Source organism: Rosistilla ulvae, from assembly GCF_007741475.1.
GTDB lineage: Bacteria > Planctomycetota > Planctomycetia > Pirellulales > Pirellulaceae > Rosistilla > Rosistilla ulvae.
This window is the reverse complement of record NZ_CP036261.1, coordinates 3,312,351-3,336,609: the sequence shown is the minus strand read 5'-3', so window position 1 is coordinate 3,336,609 and position 24,259 is coordinate 3,312,351. Positions and strand designations below refer to the sequence as shown.

Sequence of the window (24,259 nt, the reverse complement as noted above, 5' to 3'; positions counted from 1 at the left end):
GCTTTTCTAACCCGACCCTCTTTTCCAGCCGGATTCTCTTGCCAATAGCGATCTTGCGGATTATCCGTCCGTTTTTAACATCGATCAGAACTGTAGATCCCCTTCATTACTGAGTAAACGCTCCGAAAGCCCTTCGGAAGTCAGTTCGATCCGCAGGTCCGGGGTCGGATCGGTGACCTCGATCGAAAGCTCCGATGAGGCGAAATCGCTGTAGCGTTCCGGTACCAAACGACGAATCGCGGCTCCATCGTCGACCATCTCGCTAGCCGTAATCGAGATCGGGTGCGTGCCAACGACGCAACCAACCCCGTCTCGGGTCTGCAAGCTAAATCGCCCCTCGCTATCGATCGTTCCGTAGGCAACAGGCCCTGACGCGGGAGCGACCATAATATTGCCCATTGGCAACGGTTCACCGTCGAGCGCCACGGTCCCGGCCACAGGAACCAAAGGTGTTCGCGATTCGCAGCCAAGCACGACCGCGAAGCACAGCCCAACCGCCCACGTGCCCGTCGCACGAAGAAGTATCCTGTTCCGACAAAACGTCAGCCAATTCGTTTGAACATGCGCAGATCGATGCATGATAACAATGCCTATCCGTAATGAATGCGTAGCGGCGCGGCGAGATGTCCACGCCGCGGCCGAGGGACCTGGAGACGACCGATAGAGACGAGCGGCTAGGGAAGTCGAACGACTTCGCCTCCATCTCGCGTTGAGATCGCACGGTAGATCGTCATGTTGACAGTCTCCGAAATGAACGCGACGTGTCCATCACAGAAGGTGAACATCGATCCGCCGGGATGTCGACTGCCCATCGCGCCGTTGAGTGTCGATCCATAGATGGTCAACGTGATCGGGCCGGTGCCCGGTGGCGTATTGATCGGATTTTCCGTCGAACGCAACGAATCGAGATGCCGGCCCGCCAAGGTCCAACGGTTCACCGATTCAGGCTTGTCAGCTCCCAACACCTCGCCAAACGCTAACGTTTGAGCGGTGCCATCGGTGATGTCCGACATGCTGTAGGTCGACAAATAGTTGAACACGCCGGTGTTGCCATGTTTCAACGAGACTTGATCGGTTCCCGATCCAGGACCGCGCCGGCCATGAACGAAAACATAATTTGCGGTCGCTGTGCCGTTGTAGATTGGTGCAACGATTTCGCTGGGGCAGACGAAAACGGCGGGGCGCTCCTTCATCGCGGCGTCGACCTGGGGCGTTCGCCAATCCGCCGGACCACCCGATGGTTCCAAACCTCCCGCTTGGAAGCCGCCGAACTGATCGTAGAGATTGTTCAGTTCCATGAATGGCAACAGCATCACCATCCCGCTGGTTCCCGGCTTCTCCATCCACGTTTTCCCAGTACATGGCCCACCGGTCCATCCATCGCAGCTCATCCGTCCGGGCGGAAAGACTTGAAATGTATCGTGGTAATTGTGCAGCGCAAGGCCCAGTTGCTTCAGATTGTTGGAACACTCCATCCGCCGCGCCGCTTCCCGCGCTGCCTGGACCGCGGGCAGCAGAAGTCCAACCAAGATTCCAATGATCGCGATCACAACCAGCAATTCCACCAGCGTGAAGCCAGTACTTCGCCTGTTCATAACTGCGCTCCCAAAAGGATTCCGAATAAGAGGGACCCTTTATGGTACCCGCCCCACCACAGCGGGTCCACAAAGGCGGCCAATGCGCAATTACTAAATCACCGCAGCAGGCGCGATGCACCAAAAACATCGCCAAAGCGGTTTTGATGCCCCCAGTGTTGTGAACGCGATCATTTCGTGGCGCGTACGAGGAAGTCGGGCCAGACGACGTCGTTCAGCTTCTCGTCGGCCAAGTCGATCGTTTCGTTGACGTTCAAGTTCCCCTTGGTGATGTGCGCCCCGTTGAGCGCATAGAATCCGGGCAGCGATGTCACGATCGGTGGCAGCTTTTGGGAGTAATCGATCGTCGGCAGAGCCATCACATGTTTGGCCCGGCTTATTTGAAACGCTTTCACGTGATCGCGCGAAAAATGGGAGTACATCTTTTCCAACGTCGATAGGAAGCGGTCTTGGATCTCTGCGTCGGGTTCTTGCAGCCCGAGATCGCTGTCGGGCAGATACTTCGGTAGATAGACCAACGCGTGCCCGCCAAGTTCCTTGCGGTCGACGATCGTCGACATCTCGATCACCGCCGTCAACGGGACCCAGTCGTCGGTGATGTTGGTCACATAATAAGGACTGATCGATTCGCTCAGCAGCATCGAAGCGCAGACGACTCCGATATATTCGACGCCCTGTAAACGCTGGTGCTCGTCTTCAGTCAACTCCGGACAGTGCTGGCTGATGATCGGCGAAGGGATCGTGCTGATCACGTTATCAAACCGCTCGATCCGCCCGGCGCCAAAGTCGACGTCTAACCCGCCCGCCTCGCACTGAGTGATCGATTGCACCCCATGGCTGCTCAACAACCGCACCCCGTTACCGCGCAACGTCTCGACAAACCTGTCGATGATCCGCGCGTAACCGCCGGGGACATACCCAAACATCTCGGTTTTGATCCCGCTGCGGCGGGCTTTGTACATCCGCGAGATGTAGGACCAGATAAAGGCGGCGGAAGCTTTTTGATAGGTCTCGCCCAACTTGGCCCGCAGCAACGGCAGCCAGATCTTTTCAAAGGTCCCTTTGCCGCTGAGCCGTTTCAGAAAATCGGCGACGTGAATCTGTTCTAATCGCCGCCAATTCCGCAGCTTGGACGTATAGAAGATCGTCCCCCCGAGTCGCAGCTTTTCGATCAGGGTCAGCGGCGGGAAGTTTAGGAACTCCCACGAGTTCGACATCGAATAGAGCCGGCCGCCGCTGAAGAATCCCGTTTTGGTCGTCACCCAACGGATCTCGTGTTCGAGATCGAGTTCATTCAACAGACCGCGGAGATGCGAATCCGACAGCAGCGTGACGTGATAGAAGCGATCCCAGACGACATCGCCCAGAGAACAAGCGGAGGTCAGCCCGCCAAAACTAGGGGCGGCTTCGCAAACGCTGACCTCTTGGCCGCGCTGCGATAACCGATGGGCCAGCGTCAGGCCCGCCATCCCGCCGCCGACGACAAGCCACTTCGATTTTTCAGGTGCATTCTGGGACATCAATGCCTCGACAGTTCCCCATCGCAATCGCCGGGAAACCAATGGCTGAGCGGATGGAATGTTGGGTTACTGCTTGGAGATCAGATCGGCCAGATACTTCGCCGGCTTCGATCGCAGTTCGTCCCCATCCCCCGGAAAGCCCAACGAGGCGGTGAAGAAGACGACGGTGTTGTGTTGCCGAGGATTGATGTATCCGGCATCGCGCAAATCTCCGTCCAACAGTTTGATCGATACGGCAACCGCGATATCGCGAACGTGAACCCGGATCACATCGGTTGCATCATCGGGTTGGTCGACGCCAACGGGCATCCGGCGATCGTCGACCGTCAGTGGTTCCAAACGCGTCAGATCGCTGGCGTCACCATATTTGGCGATCACCAGTAAGGCTTGTTCCAACGATTCGCTGTATTTAGGGTCGACCGTGTCGGTCCCGATCAGATCCTCGCCGGTCGCGATGAATTCAGCCACGACATCGCGTGCCAATTCGACCGCTTCGGGAATCCGATGCTGCAACGCGAAGAACATCGCTTGGGGTTGGTACGACACGCTGGCCCGACGCATCCAAAAACCAACCAGCTTCTGATAGACCGGCGCCAACATCGCATCCTTTAATGTAAGGCTGGTAACTTGGCTGTTCATGATCCGCACGATCACCCGTTCGACCCCCGGGGGGATCGGAGCGGATCGATCGCCGCAGGTTAACAGCAACGCCACAGCATCCCCACGTTCCGGCGGAAGAAACTCCAACATCATTCGGCGGACTACCAGATCGGCGGCTTTGTTTGCCGCAACCATCCGCGGACCGGGGCCTTTGTCCATTTCGGCCATCAGATCGCGATGCTGTCGCGCCGCTTCGACAAACAACTCGCGAGAGGCTTTGCTGTCACCGATCATCCGGCGGGCATAATCCCAACCTTCCATTTCATCGCTCGCACCGGACACAAACGCTGCCACCGTCGATTCAAAGTCGCTGTTACTCAACCGCGACAACAGGATCCGAATCCGCAACCGCACCTCGGGATCGGGCGTCTCCGCCGCCGCGGCCAACATTGGGATCGCACGTTCACCAAACTCGATCAAACCGGCAACGGCTTCCTCTCGCGTGGCGAATTTGTCCGAAGAAAGTTGGGCGATCAATTCCTCAATCCGCTGGAGGTCGGCAGCGGTAAGAACGGTCTCCGAACGCCCCGGTTGCTCGCTCGCTTGTGCCGCGCCAGCCTGTCGACTGGGGGCTGCACCGGATTGGGCCGCGGCGTTTCGAACTGACAATGAAATCAAAAGACCGGGCAACGCGGCGGTCGCTAGCGAAATGAAGATTGCGCGAGTATTCAATGAAGCATGCCTCGATGGTTTGCTCGTATTGAGCCGGTCGATATTCCGACGCCCGACGTTCATCGCGCCGAGGAACGTCAGCTATCCCCCACGGCTTCGCATCCCGAAACCGCAGCATCATACGATGTCCAACGTTACGCAACGGCCTTGCGAAGGCAATCACTGGCGGTGGCAAGGGGGGAATCGAAAACGGTGGCGACCGTAAACGGTCCGTCTGGCGGTAAACTATGTCAACTTTACCAGTTAATCTTAGCACGGGAAGCGTTGCCAGCGCAGATTCGTCGCCGTCTCCAGATTAATGGGTTGTCCTGACGCAAACCCGTGGCTAGATTGAGAGGGTACAGGGATTTGCGGCCGCTTGCAGCCTTCACTGCTAAACAGCCACTCGAATGCTTGGTATACCGACCACGGTCTACCCACGATGCTATCGAGTCTCGCACAGCCGCAGCCCTTGCATGGGACGAGCGGCTTTTTTCGTAAGCAGTTTGAGATGGTCCAACTGCGGCACGCTGCTCGCCCGCGGTTCAACACACGCGTTACGGAAAGCGATACCTCAGCATGGCTACCGACACAGTGGAACAAAACAGCGAAAAGCAAACTCCGGCGAAACAACCTCCGGCGAAGCAGGGCATGAGCACCAAAAGTGTGCATGCGGGCGAAGACCGGCAGAAGCCGGGGGACGCGATCGCCGATCCGATCTTCTGTTCATCGACCTTCACCTTTCGAACCACCGACGACGTGATCGATTACTGCGAAGGACGCAGCGACCGCGAGGAATATGGTCGTTACGGCAACCCGAACGAACGGAGCGTCGAACGCAAACTGGCGGCGCTCGATTGCGGCGAAGCGGCGATCGTCTACGGCAGCGGGATGGCGGCGATCGTGGGGCTGTTGATGGCCAAGCTGAACGCCGGCGACGAAATCGTCTTCTTCGATCAATGTTACCACCGCAGCCGCGAATTCTGCAGCAAGCATCTGGCCCGCTTCGGTGTCGTCACGCGTCAAGTTCCCACCGGCGACTACGATGCGATGGAAGCTGCGATCAACGAAAACACGCGAATGTTGGTCAGCGAATCGCCGACCAACCCACATCTGACTTGCATCGATCTAGAACAGTTCGTGGCGTTGGGCAAGGCGCACGAAGTCGAAACGTTGATCGATGCGACGTTGGCAACTCCTTACAACATCCAACCACTGGAATTTGGCGTCGATTACGTGTTGCACTCGGCGACCAAATATCTCGGCGGCCACAACGATCTGTTGGCGGGCGTGATCGTCGGCAGTGCCGAAGCGTTGGACCCGGTCCGCAATCTGCGTGGCATCATGGGAGCCGTGAACTCTCCTCACAACATGTATCTGTTGGAACGGGGACTAAAGACGTTTGAACTGCGCATGCAGCGGCACAATGCCAACGGGCAAGCGATCGCCGAATTTCTGGAATCGCACCCGCGTGTGGAGCGAGTTTATTATCCCGGGCTGAAGTCGCATCCGACTCACGAGATCGCGACCCAGACGATGCGTGGCTTCGGCGGCTTGGTCACCTTTACGATCAAAGACGCCGATATGCGTCAGACGGCGAACATCGTCGATGCCGCTCGCATTCCACGGATCGCGCCGAGCCTAGGTGGAGTCGAATCGCTGATCGAGCAACCGCTTGTGATGAGCTACTACAAATGCACGCCAGAGCAGCGGGCGTCGTATGGCATCGCCGACAACATGATCCGCATGTCGTGCGGCATCGAAAACACCGAAGACCTGATCGCCGATCTCGACCAAGCGCTGCAGGCGTAGCGATTCGACCTTCGGTTTCCTATCACGGTACAAAGGCCAGGCTTATCGCAGCCTGGCCTTTTTTATTGCCCAGTCCGCCGAAGCCTACTCACGGGCTGATAACCCGCAGCCCAGCGACAGGTACAGGGTTTCAGATGCCGCATGAACTGGCAGCACCCGTCTGCCGAAACTCAAAAACCGAGCTCGCTCGGCACGCGTTTCGCGACGCAGGCCAAAACATCGGGTAGACTCAAGGTATGCTGCGGCGGCCGCGCCACGCCTGCCGCTCACTTTTCGTCATCCACAGGAAACGCAACGCATGTCGGCGGACGCTTCAGGATCTCCCAACTTGGACACCTCGGTCCAGCGGCGACAGACGCTCGAGCTCAGCATTCGAGACGCGCCCGCAGACGTTGAGCCCTATTTGGAATTGGCCCAGATCCACCGCGCGCTCGACAAACCGATCGAAGCCCAAAAGGTGCTCGAGAAAGCGGTTCGCGTTTCCGGCGACCATCCCGAAGTGTTGTGGCAGCTCGAAGAAGCCGAACTGGCTCGCAGCCTGCAGCGGTTAAAAGAGTTCAAGGAGCTTCACAACAAGCATCCAACGCCCGATGTGACCAGCGATCTCGAACGCGCTCAAAACGAATGGGCGATCCGTCGCGCGGAGGTCTGTCGGAAGCGTCTGCAACGCGATCCCAGCCAAACCAACCTGTGTATCGTGATGGCCGAAGCGATGTACGAAATGGGGCAATTTGCGGAGGCGATCGCGGCTTTGGAACCGGCGCTGAACGATCCGCAAGAATGCAGCAAAGCCCATCTGGTTCGCGGGATGTGTCTGCAAGCGATCAACCAACCGCTCGAAGCGCTCGCTTCGTTTCGCGGAGCGGCTTTGCGGCGGGCGATCCAGCCAACGCCGAACATCAAACTGGCGGCGCTGCGTCACGCGGCCGACCTCGCTTCGCGACTGGGGCTGCGGGCGACCTGCAAACGCTATCTCCGCGGCATCCTTCAATTGAATCCCAACGATCACGTTGCAACCCAAACGCTGGCCCGATTGGAAGCCAAAGGGGCGTCCGACATTCACGACCTGGAGACCACTGAAAATGTCCCAAGCAATCGTTAACCCCGACCACCTGCGCCAATTCGCCGGGAACCTCAAAGTGTTCACCGAGGAGCTGCAACAACGGGCCGGATCGCTGTCGTCGCAGATGAATCAATTGGGCGAATCGTGGCGCGATCAACAACATCGTCGCTTCGCCGCCGAGTTCGAAGATGAACTGCGACAGATGGCGCGGTTCGTTCAATCGGCAGAGCAACACATCCCCTATCTGCTTCGCAAAGCGGATCAGATCGATGCCTACCTAAAAGGATAACCGCTGTGTCGAGCGATGTGAAAAGCGTCGACGCACTGCGCAATCTGCACGCGGCGCTGTTGCAATTGTCCGACCACTGCGACGACCACGTGACTCAGCTGCGGCAGTTGGCTCACCGTTTCCACGATCAGATCACTGTCCAACGTCGGCAGTATTGGCAGTCGCAATTGCAGCTGGCCGAACGCCGCTTGCAGATGGCTCACGAAGCGATGGCCCGCGCCAAGATCTCGCAAGATGCTGCCGACGGGACCCGCAACACCGAGGCGGAGATCATGTTGGCACGGAGCAAAAAGCGGGTCGGTTATTGTCTGGACAAGCTGAACGTTTGCAAGCGGATCGCGGCCGAGGTCGACCGCGTTGTCGATCGTTTCATCGGCGAACTCGGTGCGATGTCGGAGCTGTCCGAAAGCGGTCTGCCCCAGTCGGCGAATCGACTGGCCGTCTGGATCGATGCTTTGGACCTCTACACCGACAACTCGGGATCCCCACCGCCGGGACCGTAACGCGGATCGCAAATTGTCGGCCAGCGGAGGCGGTTGGCGTTCTTTCGACATTTTGTATCAGCTGATACGATACCGGGCTCTCGCACAGCCGCCCGCCTGGCGGCTGAAATTGCGAATCAACACCACACAAAACTCAGGAGACTGAAGGATGGAGCGTACGCTTGTACTGCTGAAACCCGATTGCGTTCAACGCCGTTTGATGGGCGAAATCATCAGCCGATTCGAAGCCAAGGGGCTGAACATCGTCGGCATGAAGATGATGCACGTGACTCCCGATCTGGCCAAACAACATTATGCAGAGCATGTTGAGAAGCCATTTTACCCAAGCCTGGAATCGTTCATCACCAGCGCGCCGATCGTCGCATTGGCGATCGACGGGATCGAAGTCATCCGCGTGATGCGCGATCTGCTGGGTGCGACCAACGGTTGCAATGCAGCTCCCGGAACGATCCGTGGCGATTTCAGCAACAGCCGCCAAATGAACCTGGTTCACGCGTCGGACGGCCCCGAAGCTGCCGCTCGCGAACTGCACCTCTACTTCGGCACTGGCGATCTCTGCGATTTCGACCACGTCACCGAAGAGTTCATGCGCGCCGCCGACGAATAGGTCGACTCGCGATCCAATCGCTAAATTCTTTAGGGCCGGTTCTAGCCGGCCGATCAAATCGAGCAGCCGCACGGCGCTCGATGTGCCGCTGCGGTTGCCCTTGCTTGATCGAAGCCAAAAAGTCGCTCCTGCGCCAGCGGTGAAGATCCAACTTTGTGAGGAGCGAACCTTCGAGTGCCGACGCAGGAGCGGTGATTCCGTTGCGGGCGGTCTACAGTTCGCCCGCGATCTCGCCTCCGGAACGTGTTCCGGCAGCTCGCCAAACGCTTAAGTCGACTGTCTCGCCGACAAACCGCACGCTGCCATCGACCAACGAAGTCTGCACGCCGCCGGGATGATTGCTGCGGGCGCTAACCAAACCGAAATTGTGGTAGCCGTTGTGGCAATCGGGCTCTTTCGAATTCGGCGTGTAGTAGAGGTTGAACATCGAATCGGCCAAGTGACCGTTGACCCATTTGGCCCCTCGCTGTCCCGACCACGCCGGTGCCGATCCGGGATCACAAGCCGCGGTTGTCGTTTGCGTCGCCATTGGCAATTCGACGACACGGCGGCGGAAATCGTTGTTGGCGGGAACTGTGTTCTGCCCGTCCCCTAACAACTGCTCGCCAAACGCAATCGTGTGGCTAGTTCCATCGGTGACGTCGCGGAACCCGATCTTTGATTTTGTAAAGAAGATCCCGTCGGCGTTGGAGACCGAACCATCGTCGCTGGCATCGCCGACATTGTTGATTCCCGAACCGCTGGAACCGGGATAACTGATTCCGCCGTAATCAGATCCGGGAACCGATTCTCCATCGCTGGGACAGGTGATAAATGGCAATCGCTGCTGGGCGGCTGAATCGTTCTGAGCGACTTGCGCCGCGTTATACCCCCCGCCAAACGCAACCATCGGAGGCACTTCGTAGATCAAAAGGTCCTTCAAGCTGCCCTGTTCGACAAACGGCAGCAGTTGCGATTGGGGCGACCAGACAAACGGATAACCGAGGCTGCCCGGCGGAAAGACGCGATGCGTCGATTCGTAGTTGTGAATCGCAAGCGTCATCTGTTTCAAATTGTTGGAACACTGCATCCGCCGCGCCGCTTCGCGAGCCGCTTGGACTGCGGGCAGCAACAGCCCGACCAGGATCCCGATGATCGCGATCACGACCAACAGTTCGACGAGTGTAAAACCACGCAAAGGTCGCGGCGCGGTGACGCGACACAATGTTCGAGAGCCATTGAAAGGAAAGTTCATGTTTTTTGTATTGTTAGTTTTGAATTGATTTGTTCGGTCGCAGAGTTGCCACTGGGACAACGCCACGGGATGCGGGAGCGATCAGCCGCGCAAGCACCGCCGATCCCTATGCCGAATGCAGTTCCGCAAGCCCAACGGCTTGGAAAACGCAGCAGCGTGGACCGGGAACAGCGAGGGCACTGCCTGGTGGTAACCGTTCCGCATCGCGATGAAACGCGACGGGAATCCGTTACGAACTGGCGCAGCGGCTGACGATCAAGTGTTCGTTTCAGAGGGATAGCAGCCAGGCGAACGCATCATGCGGGATCGCGCGGTCACAACGAAGCTTCTCCGTCCACTTCTCACAACCAAACGTCCGGCAAGCGGAAGCGTGATGTTGCGAAGTCGCAGACGTCAGAGAATGCAAACGTGCTGCCGTGCAGTTCCAGACCGCGGGATCGCGGTCATTCGGTTCGCACCGGTTTGCTAAACACGAAGACTGCCGGACTTAGGGAGCCGGCGGATCGGGACAAGAGACGACCGAGATCGCTCGATCGTTTTGAATGCAGAGAGTGAATAACAGCGGCGGGTCGAAGCTTTCCAACAACGGCTTCGGCCAAGCGACAACAACGCTCGACAAGACCGACCAAAACATTTCGACGCCGCGGCACTTGGCGGCATCTTCTAGTCGCACGACTCGCAACGCGACAGAACCCTCGTCGCCAGTGGCGTCTGATTTTTCCGTAGGCTGACCCGCCCCGGTCGAACAGACCGATCGATCCCCCGAACAGCAGCAGCTTTTCTTAGGCGTCGCCGATTGAGCCAGCTGATCCGCGGTGGTGCGTTGCTGGGCAGCGACGCGCTCGACGAGGAATCGAGGCGGGTCGACGTCGTTTTTCGCCGCCCACTGCAGCTTTTCGACATCGGAGTGACAGCAGCACTTGTCCCAACAATATTCGGCCGTCGCACAGCCGCAGGCGCAGTGCTCGCAAGGAAACCGACCATCTTTGGGTGCGGTGGGAGCGACGACTGGAATTCCCACGATGCTGCACGAAACCGCGATCAGCAAAACGATGCTGACGACGCGTTTCCAGCGAAAGAATTCGCGCAAGCGTGCTAGGGAAAATGCAAACAAGACAGGCCAGACGTATTTAATAACGAACCAAATCGATAGGGCTCGCTCCTCACACTCGCCATCCTACTCACGACGGCAGCAATCGTAAAGCGAAGGTAGTTCGCCCGGCTCCGTGGTCAACTGTCGCATCGCAGCCGGTCGGTCTGCCGTCGCGATCGCCCGCGATTAGGTCAAGATGTCGAGCGCTTCGCGATACTTTTCGCCCGTTCGCTGCACCACATCGGCTGGCAATGATGGCGGCGGGCTGTTGCGGTCCCAATCGGTTTCCGAAAGCCATTCGCGAACATATTGCTTGTCGAACGACGGTTGAGAGTGTCCCGGCTCGTAGCTCGACTTGGGCCAGAAACGTGAGCTATCAGGCGTCAAAACCTCGTCGATCAGGATCACTTCGCCATCGACCAGGCCCCATTCAAACTTGGTGTCGGCGATCAAGATCCCGCGCTCGGCTGCATGATCCGCTGCGGTGGTGTAGACCTGAAGACTCAACCGCCGCAGCAGTTCGGTCTGTTCCGCACCGATCGCAGCCGACATGACCTCGGTCGAGACGTTTTCATCATGCCCGGTCTCCGCTTTGGTCGCGGGAGTGAAGATCGGTTCGGGCAAACGATCGCACTGACGCAGACCAGCTGGCAGGTCGATCCCGCAGATCGCTCCGCTTTGCTGATACTCGGCCCAGCCGGATCCCTCGATAAAACCGCGGATCACGCATTCAAAAGGGACGACTTGCGCCTTGCGAACGACCATGATTCGGTCGGCGAGGACCGACGCATCGATCCCGAGATCGACCACCTGCTGCGGCACTTCGCAGCTGATCAGATGGTTGGCGACCTGCAGATGATCGAACCAAAACCGGCTCATCGCCGTCAGGATGCTCCCTTTGTGAGGAATTCCATTGGGCAGGATCCAATCGAAAGCACTGATTCGGTCGGTGCTGACGATCAGCAGGCTGTCGCCGAGGTCATACACATCGCGAACTTTTCCCGATTGCCCCGGAAGTGGCAGATGCGTTCGTAACAGGGCACCGTTGGAATCGAATTCGAATGGGTCGTTGCTGGTCAACGTGAGCGTCCTAATAGCGTTGAGGAGGGATGCGGGGAGACGATTCTAGCATTTGAGCCAGCGATTGCACGAGTAGCGCAAGCGGTTGCGGAATTGAAAAATGGTCCGCGCTACGTTAAATTTTCCTAGGCAACCGCATTGGCTTCTGTTCGTTAACATCACCGCAAGGCACCGGATGGGTCTGTTCCGTTTTGAAGTTCCCGAATCATTTCGGGCATCAGTACCCCATTGGGAAGCTGCGTATATCTCAGGAATCGAAGGCATTCCTTGGTTTGGCAGAGTCACGTGGAAAGATGACCAGCTGCTGATTCAACGCAATATCGACGAGTCGGGAAAGATCTCCATTCCCTGGCCGATCGCTGACAGCGGCCCCCGCGTGTTGCAATCGTGCAGTCTGCGACAGCGCGATACTCCCTATTTCCTGCCGCTGGAACTGGCTCGCGGGGCGTGCAGCAACATTCGCGGCCAAGCCGATCAGTGGCAGCGGAGCGGGATGCGATTGCCCGATGCGTACCAGTCGCGGCTGACCGAAGGAATCGACCGATTTCTCGATGCCGCTCAAAGCTATCCGCTGAGCGCCCGAACGGCTGAGTTGTCCGACGCCTCGCTGGCCGCGCTGCAACAAGCCTCCGACGCCTTAGTCGACACCTACGCCGCGCAAGCGTTGGCCTACCGCAAGAACAACGAACGCCAGTTGGGAACTCTCGCGGCCGCCTACATCGCTCCCCCGGGACCGATGACGCCGGGGCTGGAACAGGCCTATCTCGACGCCTTCAACACGATCGCCATCCGCACCAATTGGACCGCTGTCGAAAGCGACATGGGCAAATTGGACTTCGAGCAGTTTGATCCGCTGTTCGATTGGAGCCACCAGCACGGGCTGCGCGTCTGCGCCGGGCCGCTGTTCGATTTCCAGCAGAAACAATTGCCCCACTGGATCTATTTGTTAGAAGAGGACTTCGACGGGCTGCTGGATACGGTCAGCCGATACGTCGCAACGGCGGTGCAACGCTACCGCGGCAAGGTCCAACTGTGGCATGCGGTGTCCGGATTAAATACCGCGGGCCCAATCAAATTGGACGAAGAACAGGTGATGCGTTTGGCGGTTGCGGTGATCCAGGAGATCCGCCGCCACGACAATCGCACGCCGATCCTGATCAGCGTCGACCAACCTTGGGGCGAATATCTCAGCAAATCGTCCGACGGCATTTCTCCGCTGCACTTCGTCGACGCCTTGGTTCGTTCGAACCTGGGTATCGCGGGCATCGGCCTCGAGATGCGGATGAATTATTGGCCCGAGGGGACACTGCCACGGAGCATCCTGGACGTCAGTCAACAGATCGACCGCTGGGCTCAATTGGGACTGCCGCTGCTGGCGCAGATCTCCGTCCCCGCGATCGCGGAATCGGAAGCCAACACGCCGCGAAACGCGTTGCCGATCGCCTTGGGGCCCGAAGGTCAATCAACCGCCGCGGATCAACTGGCCTATGCGAGTCGGTTGACGCGGATGCTGCTGGCGAAACAGATGGTCCACGGCGTCTTTTGGGAAAGCTGGGACGATCGCCAAGCCCATTCGATGCCGGGGGCAGGGCTTGTCGATTCGCATGGCAAACCGCGTCCGCTGTTGAACGAACTGGCAAGTCTCCGCCGCCAGTTTTTGTTTTAAGCCCTATCCGCTCGCGGGCCACTGTTTCGTGCCGCAACCGACGGCGACGGCACTCTACAAAAAACAACGCCATCGAATCGTGAGACTCGATGGCGCTGTCGGCATTAGCGTTCGTTAGGATTGTCAATCGCAAGCGATTAGCTGACTTCCCAACCCTTGCGGTATTCTTTGCTCAGGTACTTGTCGGCTTCGGGGCAATTGGTCGCCTTCAGCGCCGCCGCGTCCCACTGCAGTTCCTTGCCGGTACGGTAGGCAACGTTGCCCAACAGAACCGTTTCAGTCAGAGCGCCCGAATAATCGAAGTTGCATGTGGTTGGCGAACCATCCTTGCACGCTTTGATCCATTCGGCGTGGTGCCCGATCGATTTAGGGATCGTTTGTTCGGGCGGTTGGAAGCCGGCAAACTTCTCTTTCGGGAACAGCTTGTAGCTGCCGTAGTTGGCAAACAACTTGCCTTCGGTTCCGACAAACATCACGCCGCTGCCGGGAACGCGTTCGCCCGCAACTTCGCGAGGCGTCATGTTGCCGTCGTACCAAGTCAGTTTGACAGGAGCCAAGTCGCCGCGTTTAGCGAACTGGTATTCGACTTTCAAACCGAGCGGGCAGGTTTCTGGATGAACCTCGGGGCCTTCAGCGCTGATCGTGGTTGGGTGCTTCAGATCCAAAGCCCAGAATGGCAGATCCATGTAGTGGCACGCCATGTCGCCCAGGGTTCCTTGGCCGAAGTCCCACCAACGTCGCCATTGTGCAGGGTGGTAGCGTCCAGCGACATAAGGACGTTCGGGAGCTGGGCCCAACCACAGATCCCAATCGAGGCTCGCTGGTGGTTGTTCGCCACCTTCGGGTCGCTCGCCGCCACCCCAGCCTTTACCGACCCAAACGTGGACATCGGTCACATCGCCCAGGATGCCAGCTTTGACGATCTCGGTCACGCGGCGGTAGTTGTCGCCGGCGTGGATCTGAGTTCCCAACTGCGTCGCGACGCCTTTGGCGCGAGCCGCTTCGGTGATGATGCGAGCTTCGGTGACGGTGTGGGTCAGCGGTTTTTCGCAGTAGCAGTGCAGGCCGGCGTTGATCGCTCGTAGCGAAGCGGGAGCGTGGTTGTGGTCGGCGTTACCGATCACGATCGCGTCGGCGTTGCCAGCTTCCTTGTCGATCATCTCGCGATAATCGCTGTACAGCTTGGCACTTTTGAATTGAGCCGCGGCGCGATCGAGGTAGTTCTTGTCGATGTCGCACAGACCCACAATGTCTTCGCCCTTGACCCCCTCGACGTCGGCAGCGGCGCGGTTGGCGGTTCCGACGCACAAGATTTTCAGTTTGTTGTTTGCCGAGGTCGACTCTTTAGCGGAGGTTTCGCTCCACACGCCGCTCGACAGCACAGCCGCCGCAGCGCCGGAGGATTGCACGAATCGTCGTCGATTCAATGAGGATCGTTTTGTCATCAGGTAGGGTTCCAAATATCGAAGGTAGGAAAAACGGCAGGAGTTTGAAGCTGTCAACGGAACGACAGTTGCACCCATGATAACGTAAAATTTTCATGAGGTTTGCCAGCTCGCGCAACAAAAAGCCCAATTTTTGCTCGCTCGCCCGCCTGGGTAGTCCACCAATCCGCAAGCGGGACAGGCCGTCAGCGGATCGTCTCCGCTATGGTATAAACATCCCCAAATCTCAACTCCGCGACCGTATCGCTTGTAAGTTTGATCGGCTCGGCGAGACTTCCAATCCACTGCAACCCGTATCGATCCGCCTCATGCAATTTCGATTGACGACCTACAACATCCACAAGGGCATCGGCGGAGTCGATCGTCGCTATGATCCCGACCGGATCGTGCAGGCGGTTGGACACTGCAATCCCGACATCCTGTTTCTGCAGGAGGTCGACGATGGCGTGCCGAGATCGCGACACGATCGCCAAGTCGAGGTGCTGGGAGAGGCGTTGGGGCTGAAGCACCACGTCTATCAACGCAACGTCAAACTGAAAGTCGGTCACTATGGGAACGCGATCTTGAGTCGCTTTCCGCTGACGGATCATCAGGATATCGATTTGACGATCCCGATGAAAAAGAAGCGGCGGGCGCTCGCGGCGCACTGCCGAATGCAGATCGATGGGCACAGCCGCACGGTTCTGCTGTTGAACGTCCACCTGGGGCTAGCCGGTTTTGAACGCAAGATGCAACTGCGTCGACTGCTGGCGACCGAATTGGTTCGTCGCACGCATGAGGAAACGGCGGTGCTGCTGGCGGGCGACTTCAACGATGTCTGGGGCAACTTGGGGCGTGGAATCCTCGACACCGGCGGCTTCCAATCGGCGACTGGACTGCACAAGACGTTCCCCGCCTTCATGCCGATGCGACCGTTGGACCGGGTCTACTTCCGCGGCAACATGAGCATCGACCACGGCTTTGCCTCGCGAACCGATATCGCTCGGCGAGCCTCCGACCACCTGCCGCTGGTCGCCGACTGTATCCTGCAATAACGTCGACCGCCCGTGCCCGAACAACCGCCGCGATCAATCGATCACCGATTGCGGCTTTCTGGGCGGCGGCGGGTTTGGATTTTTCGGTAGCGGTGGTCCCAGTTCGACACCGCCGACGTGCGTCGTGTAGAGCCAGTCTTGCGGTTGCGGATCCCAACCGGCCAGCATCCCGGCGTCTTGGAAGATCCCACGAGCTGTCAGGTAGATGTCGAAGCTGTCGGGCAGGACGTAGAACCGAGCGTAATATTTGGTGACGTCGAGGTTCGATAGATAGTCTCTTCGAATCACCGAGCGCTTGTTCAAAAGTGCGGTTGCGACGGCGCCACGCTTTTCCTTCGGATGGAAACGCATCCGTGGATAGCGGTTCGATTGGACGTAATATTCCACGTCGAAGAACGCATCCTGGTCCTTCTTCTCGCCGGCGAAGATCGCTGAAAATTTCTCGGGGTCGATGCCGACTTTAGGATCCCGGTCCATGTTGCCACGGGCGACGATCGCCTTGGCAATCTTGACGGCTCGCTCGCGAAACGCTTCGGCATTGATCGGGTAGACGGCATTGCCGCTGCACAAAAACGAAGCCTGCTTCGCCCCCGGAGGTGCCGGACGCGGGTTGGGAATGCTGACCTTGATGTCGGCCGGGCGGGCCCGGATCGGAGTCTTGTCGAGCATCGCTTCGACTTGAGCTTTGCGTTCCAGAGATGTGCTGATCAACTTCGTCAGCTCGTCACGCTTGCCCGTCGTTTCGGCAATCTTCTTTTTCGCCTCGTCCGCCGCCTTCTGCTGCTGTTCGATTTTTAACGCGATCTGCTCCTGTTCCTTCTTAGCATCTTCGCGAACCTTTTTCTGTCGCGCCAACAGATCCTTTAACTTCTGCAGCTCTTCCTTCTGCTTGTCGGCGTCGATGTCTTGGGGAGCGACCAGGATCCGCTCGAGTTCGTTTTTCTCTTCCTCTTTCTCGGCGAGTTCCTTCTTGGCCTGCTCGAGCTTCTCGGCATCGACGACAGTTTCCGAACGGATGCGAGAGACCACTTCGGTGACACTCATCTGCGTCACGATCAATACAAGCACCAAGATGCCGACGACGTTGGTCATCGTATCGAGCAGCGAATCCAATCCGCCGTCATCATCATCTTCAGCGGGGCGTCTCATCTATCGGGTTCCGAGCGGATTTGAAAAGAGTGCAAACGACATCTAAGTATTGTAACTAGGCCTGCCCGCTTTGCAGCCTTTTTGTCGACGAGCGGGAGGGTTATGCGATCGGCAACGCCGCCGGTTTGCGGCTGCGGAGCGATTCGTATTCGTGCCCGTACAAAGCGTCCATATAATCCTGGACCTGTTCGGGCGTTTCAAAGTATTGGTCGTAGACCCAGGTATCTTCGTATTCGCATTCCGCGGTCGTGTAGTCGCGGCAGATCTGAGGCCGGGTTTCGTAAATTCCGCAGCGATTGTCCTCCTGCAGGTGCTTGCAGGTCGTATGGACCAACAGATACCAGGTATCCCCTTCGACAAACATGCTCGCCCGGTCGTGCAACAGATACCAGCGGATGAAATCGAGGTCCTGGCGATTCTCGGGAGTGTCGATCGGCAGTGCGAAATAGCGGCAGCACTTGGCGCTGCAATAATCGCACAGGCTTTCCCCTTTGGGAACAAGTTCACGCGGGATGCGTTTGGGTCTCGGTGCGGTCATGGCGTGGCGACGTTTTCGTTGCAGGCGGTTAGGCTTCGATGGAAGTTCCTGGATGTTGTTGTCGGCCATTATAAGGTGGCTGATCGAAACCGGCTACAGTCGATATACTTGGCGTCAGCGCAACTCGGTTTCACTGCGTGCACAAATCAGCCGCCACGCGTTAGCGGCTTGTCGGTTTAGTCACAACGAGCTTGCTTGCATTAGCCGTTTGGGCGTTAGCCCCAGTTTAGTGGCAGCGGAACCGGGGCTAACGCCCAATCGGCTGATTAAACCGACAAGCTGTTAGCGTCCGGTTGCGGCAAGAACCGGACGCTAACGCGTGGCGGCTAATACCTTAGGTTGGCACCGGGCACGATCCCCGTTGCGACCTCCTGGCTGGCAAACGAGAGAACCAAAATCATGGACGTTGTTATCACCGCCCTTGGCCCCGACAATGTTGGGCTCGCCGACCCGATCATTCACTACGTGACCGGCCAAGGCGCATCGCTTTCCGAAATCCAGATGTACGACCACGACGAGGCGCAGTTGTTTGCGATGCTCTGCCGGCTGCACCTGCCCGACGGCCGACTGGATCTGCTGGAACAAGCGATGCAGAAGATCGCCGAACAAACGGGGCTGGCGATCCGGGTTTGGAGTCCCGACAAACGAGCCGACCGGCCGCGGATCGCGCTCTGCACCACCTACCGCACCGAAACGCCGCGGGCCGTTTTGCAGGCGGTTCGCGATGGCCGAATCCGCGCCGAAGTGGCCGTTGTGATCGGCAATCGCAAGAAGTGCCAACCGTTGGCCGAGGAGTTTGGCGTTCCGTTCGAACTGATCGGCGAGGCGGACGGCAGCGCCAACGAAGACGCGATGGTTCAAATGTTCGATCGCTACGAGATCGATTACGTCGTCTTAGCACGCTACATGCGGATCCTGCCGCCGGAGACGTGCTGGCAGTTCGCGGGGGGGCGAATCATCAACCTGCACCATGGATTGTTGCCCGGTTTTCCCGGCTTCCGCCCCTACCACGACGCCTACGCCGCCCGGATGTTGACCTTTGGTGCGACGTGTCACTTCATCATCCCCGAACTGGATGCGGGGAATCAAACGATCAATCAAGAGACCTTTGCGGTCCGGCCGGGGACGCCATTGGAAGAGGTGATCCGGCGAGGCGAACAGGTCAACGAGCCCTCTTGCCTGGTCGAAGGGGTTCGCCGCGTGATCGATCGGGAAGTCAAACTGCACTTTCACCGTGTGGTCGTCAGCTGATCGCCGCAGGGTTACAGCCGGTCTTCCCACCGGAGGTATCAGCCGCCACAAAAACTTATTTGCTCTGCCTGATCACCGGTACCTAAGCTTCCGCCGGTAGCCGTTGGACTATACTGGGGCGTTCCCAAATCGCTGCACGTCGCAGCTGCGTTGTCCGCCGCCGCTTGCTGGAGAGTCATCGATGCACCGTTTGATCTGCGTCCTGTTGTGCCTGCAAGCTGTCGCCGCTGGCGCCGACGAATCGGCGGACGATTTCGTCGTCATGTCGTGGAATCTCGAATGGTTCTTCGACAGCCAGCCGCGCGACAACCGCAGCGATCTGGCCCGCGAGATGTCGGCTCCCGATCGCCCCAACTGGGATTGGCGCCGCGATGCCGTCGCCGCATCGATCGCGTCGGTTCGGCCCGACGTCGTCGCGCTGCAAGAAGTCGAAAGCAGCAAAGTCATGGGCTACCTGACGACAACTTTGGAAGACGATCACGACCAGAAGTTTCGCGTCGTCTGTTTCGATGGCGCCGAACCGTTCACCGAACAGGACGTCGCGCTGCTGTATGCCGACAACGTCTGGCTGCGCCGGTCGGGGCTCAACGGCCAAACGCGAAAGATGTACGCCAGCGGCGACTACTACAACGTTTTCAAACATCAGGAAGCCGAACTGGAGATCGGTCGGCCGAGCGATCCGGAAGTCGTGACGGTGATCAATCTGCATCTGCGAGCTCGCGCCGAACGGGCCGACATCCGCGTTCGCCAAGCTCGACTCGTGCACACCTGGATCGCCGACCGCGTCGCCGCCGGGGAGAACGTGATCGTGCTGGGCGATCTGAATACCGAAGAACCTGCCGAAGGGATCCGCGACGGCAGCGACCTTGCCATCTTGTGCGGAAAACATACACCGCAGACCGACGACGACCTGATCGACCTGCACCCGCGGTTGCCGGTCGACCAACGGCAAACGCATCTGTTGGCCGGGAAAGCGTTCGATCGGATCCTGGTCAGCCCCGCCATGATCGAAGACGATCCCGACCGCGTCGACCTGGTCCTGCGATCGGTACAGCGGCCTCGCGAGTTGGCGGTAAAAGGAGATGGGCCCGACGAACAGGATGCCCACTGGAACGCCTACTGGCAAATCGATTCAAATCAACGCGATCTCAGCGACCACTGGCCTGTGGTCGCTCGCTTTCAACTCAAGTGAACCCCCCCATGAACCAAGATGTTTCAAACGACCCCAGCACGGACGATGAAGATTCGATTCGGTTGGACAACTTTATCAAATTGACAGGCGTCGTCGGCACCGGCGGCCAAGCCAAGATGTTGATTCAAAATGGCGAGGTCACGGTCAATGGCGAAGTCGAAACGCGGCGTCGCAAAAAGTTGACGATTGGCGACGAGATCGAAGTCTTGGGAGAAGTCTTCCGCGTCGAACAGGATTAGCTAGAATCAGCAGCTTGTCGCTGCAAGCTGCTCCGTCGTCGTGACCGCTTGCGAAACGATATCCTCCGCCTCCCACCCCGCCCTTTCCGCTCTGGAACGAAACCACTCAAAGGATCCGTCCGTGACCCAAGAAGAGAATCTATTGGATCGCACTCGACGCTTTGCGATTACCGCGTTGGGCGTGTTTTTGTGCTTATTCACGCTGTTCGAAGTCAATTACAACTTGATGCAACCTCAGTCGTCGCTGGCTGTGTTTGTCGGTGTTGGACTTGCGCTCTGCTATCTGACGTTCCCGCTGAACAAACGATTTGCCAACGTCCGATCGATGCGTCTAATCGACGTCGTGTTAGCGATCGCCGCGGCCGGATGTTGCGGGTATGTCGTCGTGCAGACCGAACCGCTCTTCGAAAGCCTGTGGTCCGATGGGATCTCGCTAGGCAATCGCGCGGGGGCCGAAACGTCCGCCGACTTTGTCGTCGGTCTGATTGGGTTGGCGTTGGTTCTCGAAGCAACTCGACGCAGCATCGGCCTGATCGTTCCGCTTCTGGCACTGTTTTTCGTCGCCCACTCTTATTACTGCTACGGCAGTCTGCGGTACGACTGGGTCGCAATGCCCGATTGGATGCTGCCTCACGCTGGCCAGAACGTCAAGGATATCGTCAGCACGACGTTCCTGCAGTCGCTTGGCGTATTTGGCCCCGCGGCGAGCGTAATGTTTAAATATGTCTTCCTGTTTGTCGTCTTCGGGGCCTTCCTGGAGATGTCCGGAGCGACGCAGTTCATCATCGATTTTGCGACCAAAGTGTTCGGAAAAATCCGTGGCGGACCAGCGATGGTTTCGGTTGTCGCCAGCGGCTTGATGGGCTCGCTGTCGGGCAGTGCGGTCGCTAACGCGGTGACGACCGGAACGTTTACGATTCCGATGATGCGAAGCGCTCGGTTCCCGAATTATATCGCGGGCGGCATCACCGCCGCGGCAGCTTCCGGCGGCGCATTGGTCCCACCGGTGATGGGTGCCGGTGCTTACATGATGCTGGAATTGGTGCAGCCTCAAGTCACATTCCTGACGATTATGAAAGCCGCTCTGCTGCCGGCGATCCTCTATTACGTGTCGATCCTGGCGGTTGTCTTCTTGTACTCGCGGCGTCTAGGCGCCGAGGGGCTCGACACGCAAGAGGTCAGCAAAAAGAAGCTCTCCGGTTTCGAAGCGATGGTCTTTTTCGGAGCCTTGGGAACTTTGATCGGCCTGCTGATCGCTGGCTTCTCACCATTCCGCAGCGTGACCGGTGCGTTGGCCGTGATCTTGGTCTTCGCCACGCTTCGCAAAGAGCTTGCGATCAGCGCGTCGGCTCGTTGGATGGCGTTCTTCAGCTTCTTCGCCGTGCTGTTGCTGCACCAAGCGACGATCTTTATCCACGATTCGGTCCCCTCGGGACTACAAACATTCATGGCCAGTTCATGGATCCATCCGACCAGTGGAGAGTTTAGTCCGCTGTTGATGGTTGGTTCGCTGCTGGAATCGGCGATCGTTGGCATGTTCGGCTTGCTGATCTTTGGACTGATCCACCCCGCCTGGCGTCCGGAGATGACGTCGGCGATGACCAAATCGGCCAAGAACGGGATCTCGCTGGTCGCAGCGAGCGCGTGCGTTGGAATCATCATTGGGATCGTGCAGCAGACCGGGATCGCAACCGATTTTAGTTCGGTAATCAAAGGTGTTGTCGAAACGAATCTGTTCCTCGCCCTGCTCGGCATCATGGTCTGTTCGTTGATCCTGGGAATGGGGGTTCCCTCGGTCGTCTGTTACCTGTTGATGGCGACGTTGATGGGATCGTTGTTGGGCGAATTGGGAGTGATCCCATTGGTCGCTCACCTGTTCATCTTCTACTTCGGCATGATGTCGATGGTCACGCCGCCGGTGGCACTTGCCGGTTACGCGAGCGCTTCGATTGCCGAGGCGCCGATCATGAAGACCTCGTTTGCCGCGTTCCGCTTCTCGTTGGTCGGATTCACGCTGCCGTTTATGTTTGTCTACCGACCGGCGTTGTGCCTGTTGGCTCCCGATGGCCAATCGCCCACCGCGTTTGCAATCGCGCACGCGTTGACCGCCGCGACGATCGGGATCCTTGCCTTGGCGGGCTGCATCGCGGGCTATTTCCGCAACAGTCTGTCGGTCTTCGAACGGGTGTTGATGTTCATATCAGCCGCGCTGTTGTTGGCACCGATCACCAAAATCGGCGAAGTCCGCGTCGGATTAACCATCGACATCGTCGGCGCGATCCTGTTTATCGCCGTCGTCACGATCAACGCGATGCGTCGACCGACAACAACCAACGGCCAGTTAGACAACGCGACCGCATAACGAAAACCGTCGCTAGGCGTCGGTTGTTTCGCGACCTAGGGGAGCTTCGACCACGGTGGTCTGCAGGCGGACATCGAGCGCATCGAGAATTCGGTTCGCACGATCGAGCGTGACGCCGTGGTATTCGTTGCGTTCATCGCGAGAGACCTGCGATTCGTGAACATCCAACTTGGCAGCAAGCTCGCGCTGCGTGATACCGCGAGCGATACGCAACGAAACGAGCAGCACTCCCAGTCCCCGGAGGTTTTGGAGATCGGGAAAGACGCCGCGTTTTAAGTTTTCGTAGTGAGCGACCTCTTCTCTCAACTGCTCATGGAACGAAACCAAGGGTTCCATCGCACGTGTCAGCTCTGTGTCGCCCAGCCCCGATTCACTTAAACTCTTGCGATGTGCATCCAGACGGTTGCGTTCGGCTTCAATCCGATCGGACGCCTCGCGATACTCTTGTTCATTGCGAATCATGATCCTGTCGCCTTTAGCAATCGGATAATTCCTTTAGGCTTCCCATCGCGCCGGCACTGCCGAAAGGCGGCGGGGAATTCCAATTCGTTCCCACGCGCGTCGCGAATCCCCGAACCAAGCCCGGAGAAATGCGGATAGAGTTCCACGCGGTAGACATGCCACATCGGCAATTGCTTCTTCGGATATCCTGGATAAGCTCGGCGGAGCGAATGGTCCCACGTCCACACCTTCTGCGGGTCCAAACGATTCAATGCCGCCACCAAGCGTCCACTTACAAATTCATCGCGGTCACAAACAAAGTAACCGTCGATATCGTTGGGATGATCCTTGTCTTCGACAAATGATCCATCGACAAAAATCGATTCCACACCAACTTGCCATAGCTGCTGTGCCATAATCGCAAGTTGCTCAACCAACCAAACCCGCCATGCCGAATCCCAGTTCGGATACGCTTGGCGATCGTCCGGACCGCAGCACAGAACGGACCCGCGTAGATCAAACAACGAGACGTCGTAATCTCCCATCGGGAGCAAACCGTTGCGATCAAACGCAGGGATCTTCTCAACCATCCTGCACCTACACTTTAACTATGTGTTCAGTTAGACACATTTGTCAAGCCAACACTGTGGGGGAACGCTGCATAACCACAGCAGCAGCGTCATCGATAAACCAGCGATTTCGCTCAACAAACGCCAGGGGGACGCCGCCCGCGGTTCCCCCTAACGAATCGCGAAAAAGAAAGAGACGAGCCACCCCAAGCTTCGCCCCGTGTCAGAGAAGAACGCGAGATGAGGCGCCACCCCACCAGTAGCGA

23 protein-coding genes are annotated in these 24,259 nt (G+C 58.1%); 11 read left to right on the top strand and 12 right to left on the bottom strand.

Annotation, left to right across the window (positions count from 1 at the left end):
* Positions 1-84: 84 nt before the first annotated feature.
* The 4 genes from EC9_RS11860 to EC9_RS11845 all read right to left on the bottom strand — a co-directional run bounded on the left by EC9_RS11860 (position 85) and on the right by EC9_RS11845 (position 4,447).
* Positions 85-399, bottom strand: coding sequence for a hypothetical protein (locus EC9_RS11860; protein WP_145345414.1), 315 nt, complete (start codon positions 397-399; stop codon positions 85-87).
* A gap of 275 nt (positions 400-674) precedes the next feature.
* Positions 675-1,595 (bottom strand): DUF1559 family PulG-like putative transporter, encoded by a 921-nt coding sequence (locus EC9_RS11855; RefSeq protein ID WP_145349116.1) that lies wholly within the window; start codon positions 1,593-1,595, stop codon positions 675-677.
* Between the two features lie 170 nt (positions 1,596-1,765).
* Complete coding sequence (locus tag EC9_RS11850; RefSeq protein ID WP_145345412.1) at positions 1,766-3,115, bottom strand: NAD(P)/FAD-dependent oxidoreductase; 1,350 nt, start codon at positions 3,113-3,115, stop codon at positions 1,766-1,768.
* A 66-nt stretch (positions 3,116-3,181) separates the two neighbouring features.
* On the bottom strand, positions 3,182-4,447 hold the full coding sequence (locus tag EC9_RS11845; RefSeq protein WP_145345410.1) for a hypothetical protein: 1,266 nt from the start codon (positions 4,445-4,447) through the stop codon (positions 3,182-3,184).
* Between the two features lie 558 nt (positions 4,448-5,005).
* Between EC9_RS11845 and EC9_RS11840 the strand changes: the two genes are divergently transcribed.
* From EC9_RS11840 to ndk, 5 genes are all read left to right on the top strand, one after another.
* Positions 5,006-6,238 (top strand): trans-sulfuration enzyme family protein, encoded by a 1,233-nt coding sequence (locus tag EC9_RS11840; RefSeq protein WP_145345408.1) that lies wholly within the window; start codon positions 5,006-5,008, stop codon positions 6,236-6,238.
* A 298-nt stretch (positions 6,239-6,536) separates the two neighbouring features.
* Entirely contained in the window at positions 6,537-7,340 is an 804-nt protein-coding gene (locus tag EC9_RS11835) for a tetratricopeptide repeat protein (RefSeq protein ID WP_145345406.1), read from the top strand.
* On the top strand, positions 7,321-7,590 hold the full coding sequence (locus EC9_RS11830; protein ID WP_145097372.1) for a WXG100 family type VII secretion target: 270 nt from the start codon (positions 7,321-7,323) through the stop codon (positions 7,588-7,590). The genes EC9_RS11835 and EC9_RS11830 overlap by 20 nt, the downstream gene beginning before the upstream one ends.
* Positions 7,591-7,595: 5 nt before the next feature.
* Positions 7,596-8,093: a hypothetical protein gene (locus tag EC9_RS11825; protein WP_145345404.1), complete on the top strand. Its 498-nt coding sequence runs from the start codon at positions 7,596-7,598 to the stop codon at positions 8,091-8,093.
* A gap of 148 nt (positions 8,094-8,241) precedes the next feature.
* Positions 8,242-8,700, top strand: a complete 459-nt coding sequence (ndk, locus tag EC9_RS11820; protein WP_145345402.1) for a nucleoside-diphosphate kinase — start codon at positions 8,242-8,244, stop codon at positions 8,698-8,700.
* A 211-nt stretch (positions 8,701-8,911) separates the two neighbouring features.
* On the opposite strand, the gene EC9_RS11815 is transcribed toward ndk, so the two are convergent.
* The 3 genes from EC9_RS11815 to EC9_RS11805 all read right to left on the bottom strand — a co-directional run bounded on the left by EC9_RS11815 (position 8,912) and on the right by EC9_RS11805 (position 12,107).
* Positions 8,912-9,934, bottom strand: coding sequence for a DUF1559 domain-containing protein (locus EC9_RS11815; RefSeq protein ID WP_145345400.1), 1,023 nt, complete (start codon positions 9,932-9,934; stop codon positions 8,912-8,914).
* 487 nt (positions 9,935-10,421) lie between these two features.
* Entirely contained in the window at positions 10,422-11,048 is a 627-nt protein-coding gene (locus EC9_RS11810) for a hypothetical protein (RefSeq protein WP_246106085.1), read from the bottom strand.
* Positions 11,049-11,213: 165 nt separating this feature from the next.
* Complete coding sequence (locus EC9_RS11805; protein WP_145345398.1) at positions 11,214-12,107, bottom strand: phosphoribosylaminoimidazolesuccinocarboxamide synthase; 894 nt, start codon at positions 12,105-12,107, stop codon at positions 11,214-11,216.
* 175 nt (positions 12,108-12,282) lie between these two features.
* Between EC9_RS11805 and EC9_RS11800 the strand changes: the two genes are divergently transcribed.
* Positions 12,283-13,773: an endo-1,4-beta-xylanase gene (locus tag EC9_RS11800; protein WP_197451214.1), complete on the top strand. Its 1,491-nt coding sequence runs from the start codon at positions 12,283-12,285 to the stop codon at positions 13,771-13,773.
* Positions 13,774-13,910: 137 nt separating this feature from the next.
* On the opposite strand, the gene EC9_RS11795 is transcribed toward EC9_RS11800, so the two are convergent.
* A complete protein-coding gene (locus EC9_RS11795) occupies positions 13,911-15,218 on the bottom strand; it encodes a Gfo/Idh/MocA family protein (protein WP_145345397.1) in 1,308 nt (435 codons plus the stop codon).
* Between the two features lie 308 nt (positions 15,219-15,526).
* On the opposite strand from EC9_RS11795, the gene EC9_RS11790 reads away from it, so the two are divergent.
* Complete coding sequence (locus EC9_RS11790; protein WP_218934746.1) at positions 15,527-16,252, top strand: endonuclease/exonuclease/phosphatase family protein; 726 nt, start codon at positions 15,527-15,529, stop codon at positions 16,250-16,252.
* A gap of 33 nt (positions 16,253-16,285) precedes the next feature.
* On the opposite strand, the gene EC9_RS11785 is transcribed toward EC9_RS11790, so the two are convergent.
* Both EC9_RS11785 and EC9_RS11780 read right to left on the bottom strand, forming a co-directional pair.
* Entirely contained in the window at positions 16,286-17,401 is a 1,116-nt protein-coding gene (locus EC9_RS11785) for a hypothetical protein (RefSeq protein ID WP_145345393.1), read from the bottom strand.
* Between the two features lie 100 nt (positions 17,402-17,501).
* Positions 17,502-17,939, bottom strand: a complete 438-nt coding sequence (locus tag EC9_RS11780; RefSeq protein ID WP_145345391.1) for a YkgJ family cysteine cluster protein — start codon at positions 17,937-17,939, stop codon at positions 17,502-17,504.
* A gap of 399 nt (positions 17,940-18,338) precedes the next feature.
* Between EC9_RS11780 and EC9_RS11775 the strand changes: the two genes are divergently transcribed.
* From EC9_RS11775 to EC9_RS11760, 4 genes are all read left to right on the top strand, one after another.
* Positions 18,339-19,190 (top strand): formyltetrahydrofolate deformylase, encoded by an 852-nt coding sequence (locus EC9_RS11775; protein ID WP_145097338.1) that lies wholly within the window; start codon positions 18,339-18,341, stop codon positions 19,188-19,190.
* A 181-nt stretch (positions 19,191-19,371) separates the two neighbouring features.
* The gene (locus EC9_RS11770) at positions 19,372-20,382 is read left to right on the top strand and encodes an endonuclease/exonuclease/phosphatase family protein (protein ID WP_145345389.1); all 1,011 of its coding nucleotides are present in this window, start codon (positions 19,372-19,374) and stop codon (positions 20,380-20,382) included.
* A gap of 8 nt (positions 20,383-20,390) precedes the next feature.
* Entirely contained in the window at positions 20,391-20,621 is a 231-nt protein-coding gene (locus tag EC9_RS11765) for an RNA-binding S4 domain-containing protein (RefSeq protein ID WP_145345387.1), read from the top strand.
* 121 nt (positions 20,622-20,742) lie between these two features.
* Positions 20,743-22,983 carry a TRAP transporter permease gene (locus tag EC9_RS11760; RefSeq protein WP_218934745.1) on the top strand — a complete coding sequence of 747 codons (2,241 nt, stop codon included), beginning with the start codon at positions 20,743-20,745 and terminating at the stop codon, positions 22,981-22,983.
* A gap of 12 nt (positions 22,984-22,995) precedes the next feature.
* Here EC9_RS11760 and EC9_RS11755 read toward each other — a convergent pair whose 3' ends face one another.
* A complete protein-coding gene (locus EC9_RS11755) occupies positions 22,996-23,445 on the bottom strand; it encodes a helix-turn-helix domain-containing protein (protein ID WP_145345383.1) in 450 nt (149 codons plus the stop codon).
* Positions 23,442-24,014, bottom strand: a complete 573-nt coding sequence (locus EC9_RS11750; RefSeq protein ID WP_145345381.1) for a DUF6932 family protein — start codon at positions 24,012-24,014, stop codon at positions 23,442-23,444. Before EC9_RS11750 ends, EC9_RS11755 begins: the two co-directional genes overlap by 4 nt.
* Positions 24,015-24,259: the final 245 nt, after the last annotated feature.

Excerpts from the sequence above, each read along its gene's own strand:
- EC9_RS11755 (WP_145345383.1), bottom strand. The coding sequence starts at position 23,445 with ATGATTCGCAATGAACAAGAGTATCGCGAGGCGTCCGATCGGATTGAA.
- EC9_RS11790 (WP_218934746.1), top strand. The coding sequence starts at position 15,527 with ATGCAATTTCGATTGACGACCTACAACATCCACAAGGGCATCGGCGGA.
- EC9_RS11750 (WP_145345381.1), bottom strand. The coding sequence starts at position 24,014 with ATGGTTGAGAAGATCCCTGCGTTTGATCGCAACGGTTTGCTCCCGATG.
- ndk (WP_145345402.1), top strand. The coding sequence starts at position 8,242 with ATGGAGCGTACGCTTGTACTGCTGAAACCCGATTGCGTTCAACGCCGT.
- EC9_RS11860 (WP_145345414.1), bottom strand. The coding sequence starts at position 399 with ATGGGCAATATTATGGTCGCTCCCGCGTCAGGGCCTGTTGCCTACGGA.
- EC9_RS11775 (WP_145097338.1), top strand. The coding sequence starts at position 18,339 with ATGGACGTTGTTATCACCGCCCTTGGCCCCGACAATGTTGGGCTCGCC.
- EC9_RS11785 (WP_145345393.1), bottom strand. The coding sequence starts at position 17,401 with ATGAGACGCCCCGCTGAAGATGATGATGACGGCGGATTGGATTCGCTG.
- EC9_RS11800 (WP_197451214.1), top strand. The coding sequence starts at position 12,283 with ATGGGTCTGTTCCGTTTTGAAGTTCCCGAATCATTTCGGGCATCAGTA.
- EC9_RS11795 (WP_145345397.1), bottom strand. The coding sequence starts at position 15,218 with ATGACAAAACGATCCTCATTGAATCGACGACGATTCGTGCAATCCTCC.
- EC9_RS11850 (WP_145345412.1), bottom strand. The coding sequence starts at position 3,115 with ATGTCCCAGAATGCACCTGAAAAATCGAAGTGGCTTGTCGTCGGCGGC.
- EC9_RS11770 (WP_145345389.1), top strand. The coding sequence starts at position 19,372 with ATGCACCGTTTGATCTGCGTCCTGTTGTGCCTGCAAGCTGTCGCCGCT.
- EC9_RS11830 (WP_145097372.1), top strand. The coding sequence starts at position 7,321 with ATGTCCCAAGCAATCGTTAACCCCGACCACCTGCGCCAATTCGCCGGG.
- EC9_RS11835 (WP_145345406.1), top strand. The coding sequence starts at position 6,537 with ATGTCGGCGGACGCTTCAGGATCTCCCAACTTGGACACCTCGGTCCAG.
- EC9_RS11840 (WP_145345408.1), top strand. The coding sequence starts at position 5,006 with ATGGCTACCGACACAGTGGAACAAAACAGCGAAAAGCAAACTCCGGCG.
- EC9_RS11815 (WP_145345400.1), bottom strand. The coding sequence starts at position 9,934 with ATGAACTTTCCTTTCAATGGCTCTCGAACATTGTGTCGCGTCACCGCG.
- EC9_RS11765 (WP_145345387.1), top strand. The coding sequence starts at position 20,391 with ATGAACCAAGATGTTTCAAACGACCCCAGCACGGACGATGAAGATTCG.
- EC9_RS11780 (WP_145345391.1), bottom strand. The coding sequence starts at position 17,939 with ATGACCGCACCGAGACCCAAACGCATCCCGCGTGAACTTGTTCCCAAA.
- EC9_RS11855 (WP_145349116.1), bottom strand. The coding sequence starts at position 1,595 with ATGAACAGGCGAAGTACTGGCTTCACGCTGGTGGAATTGCTGGTTGTG.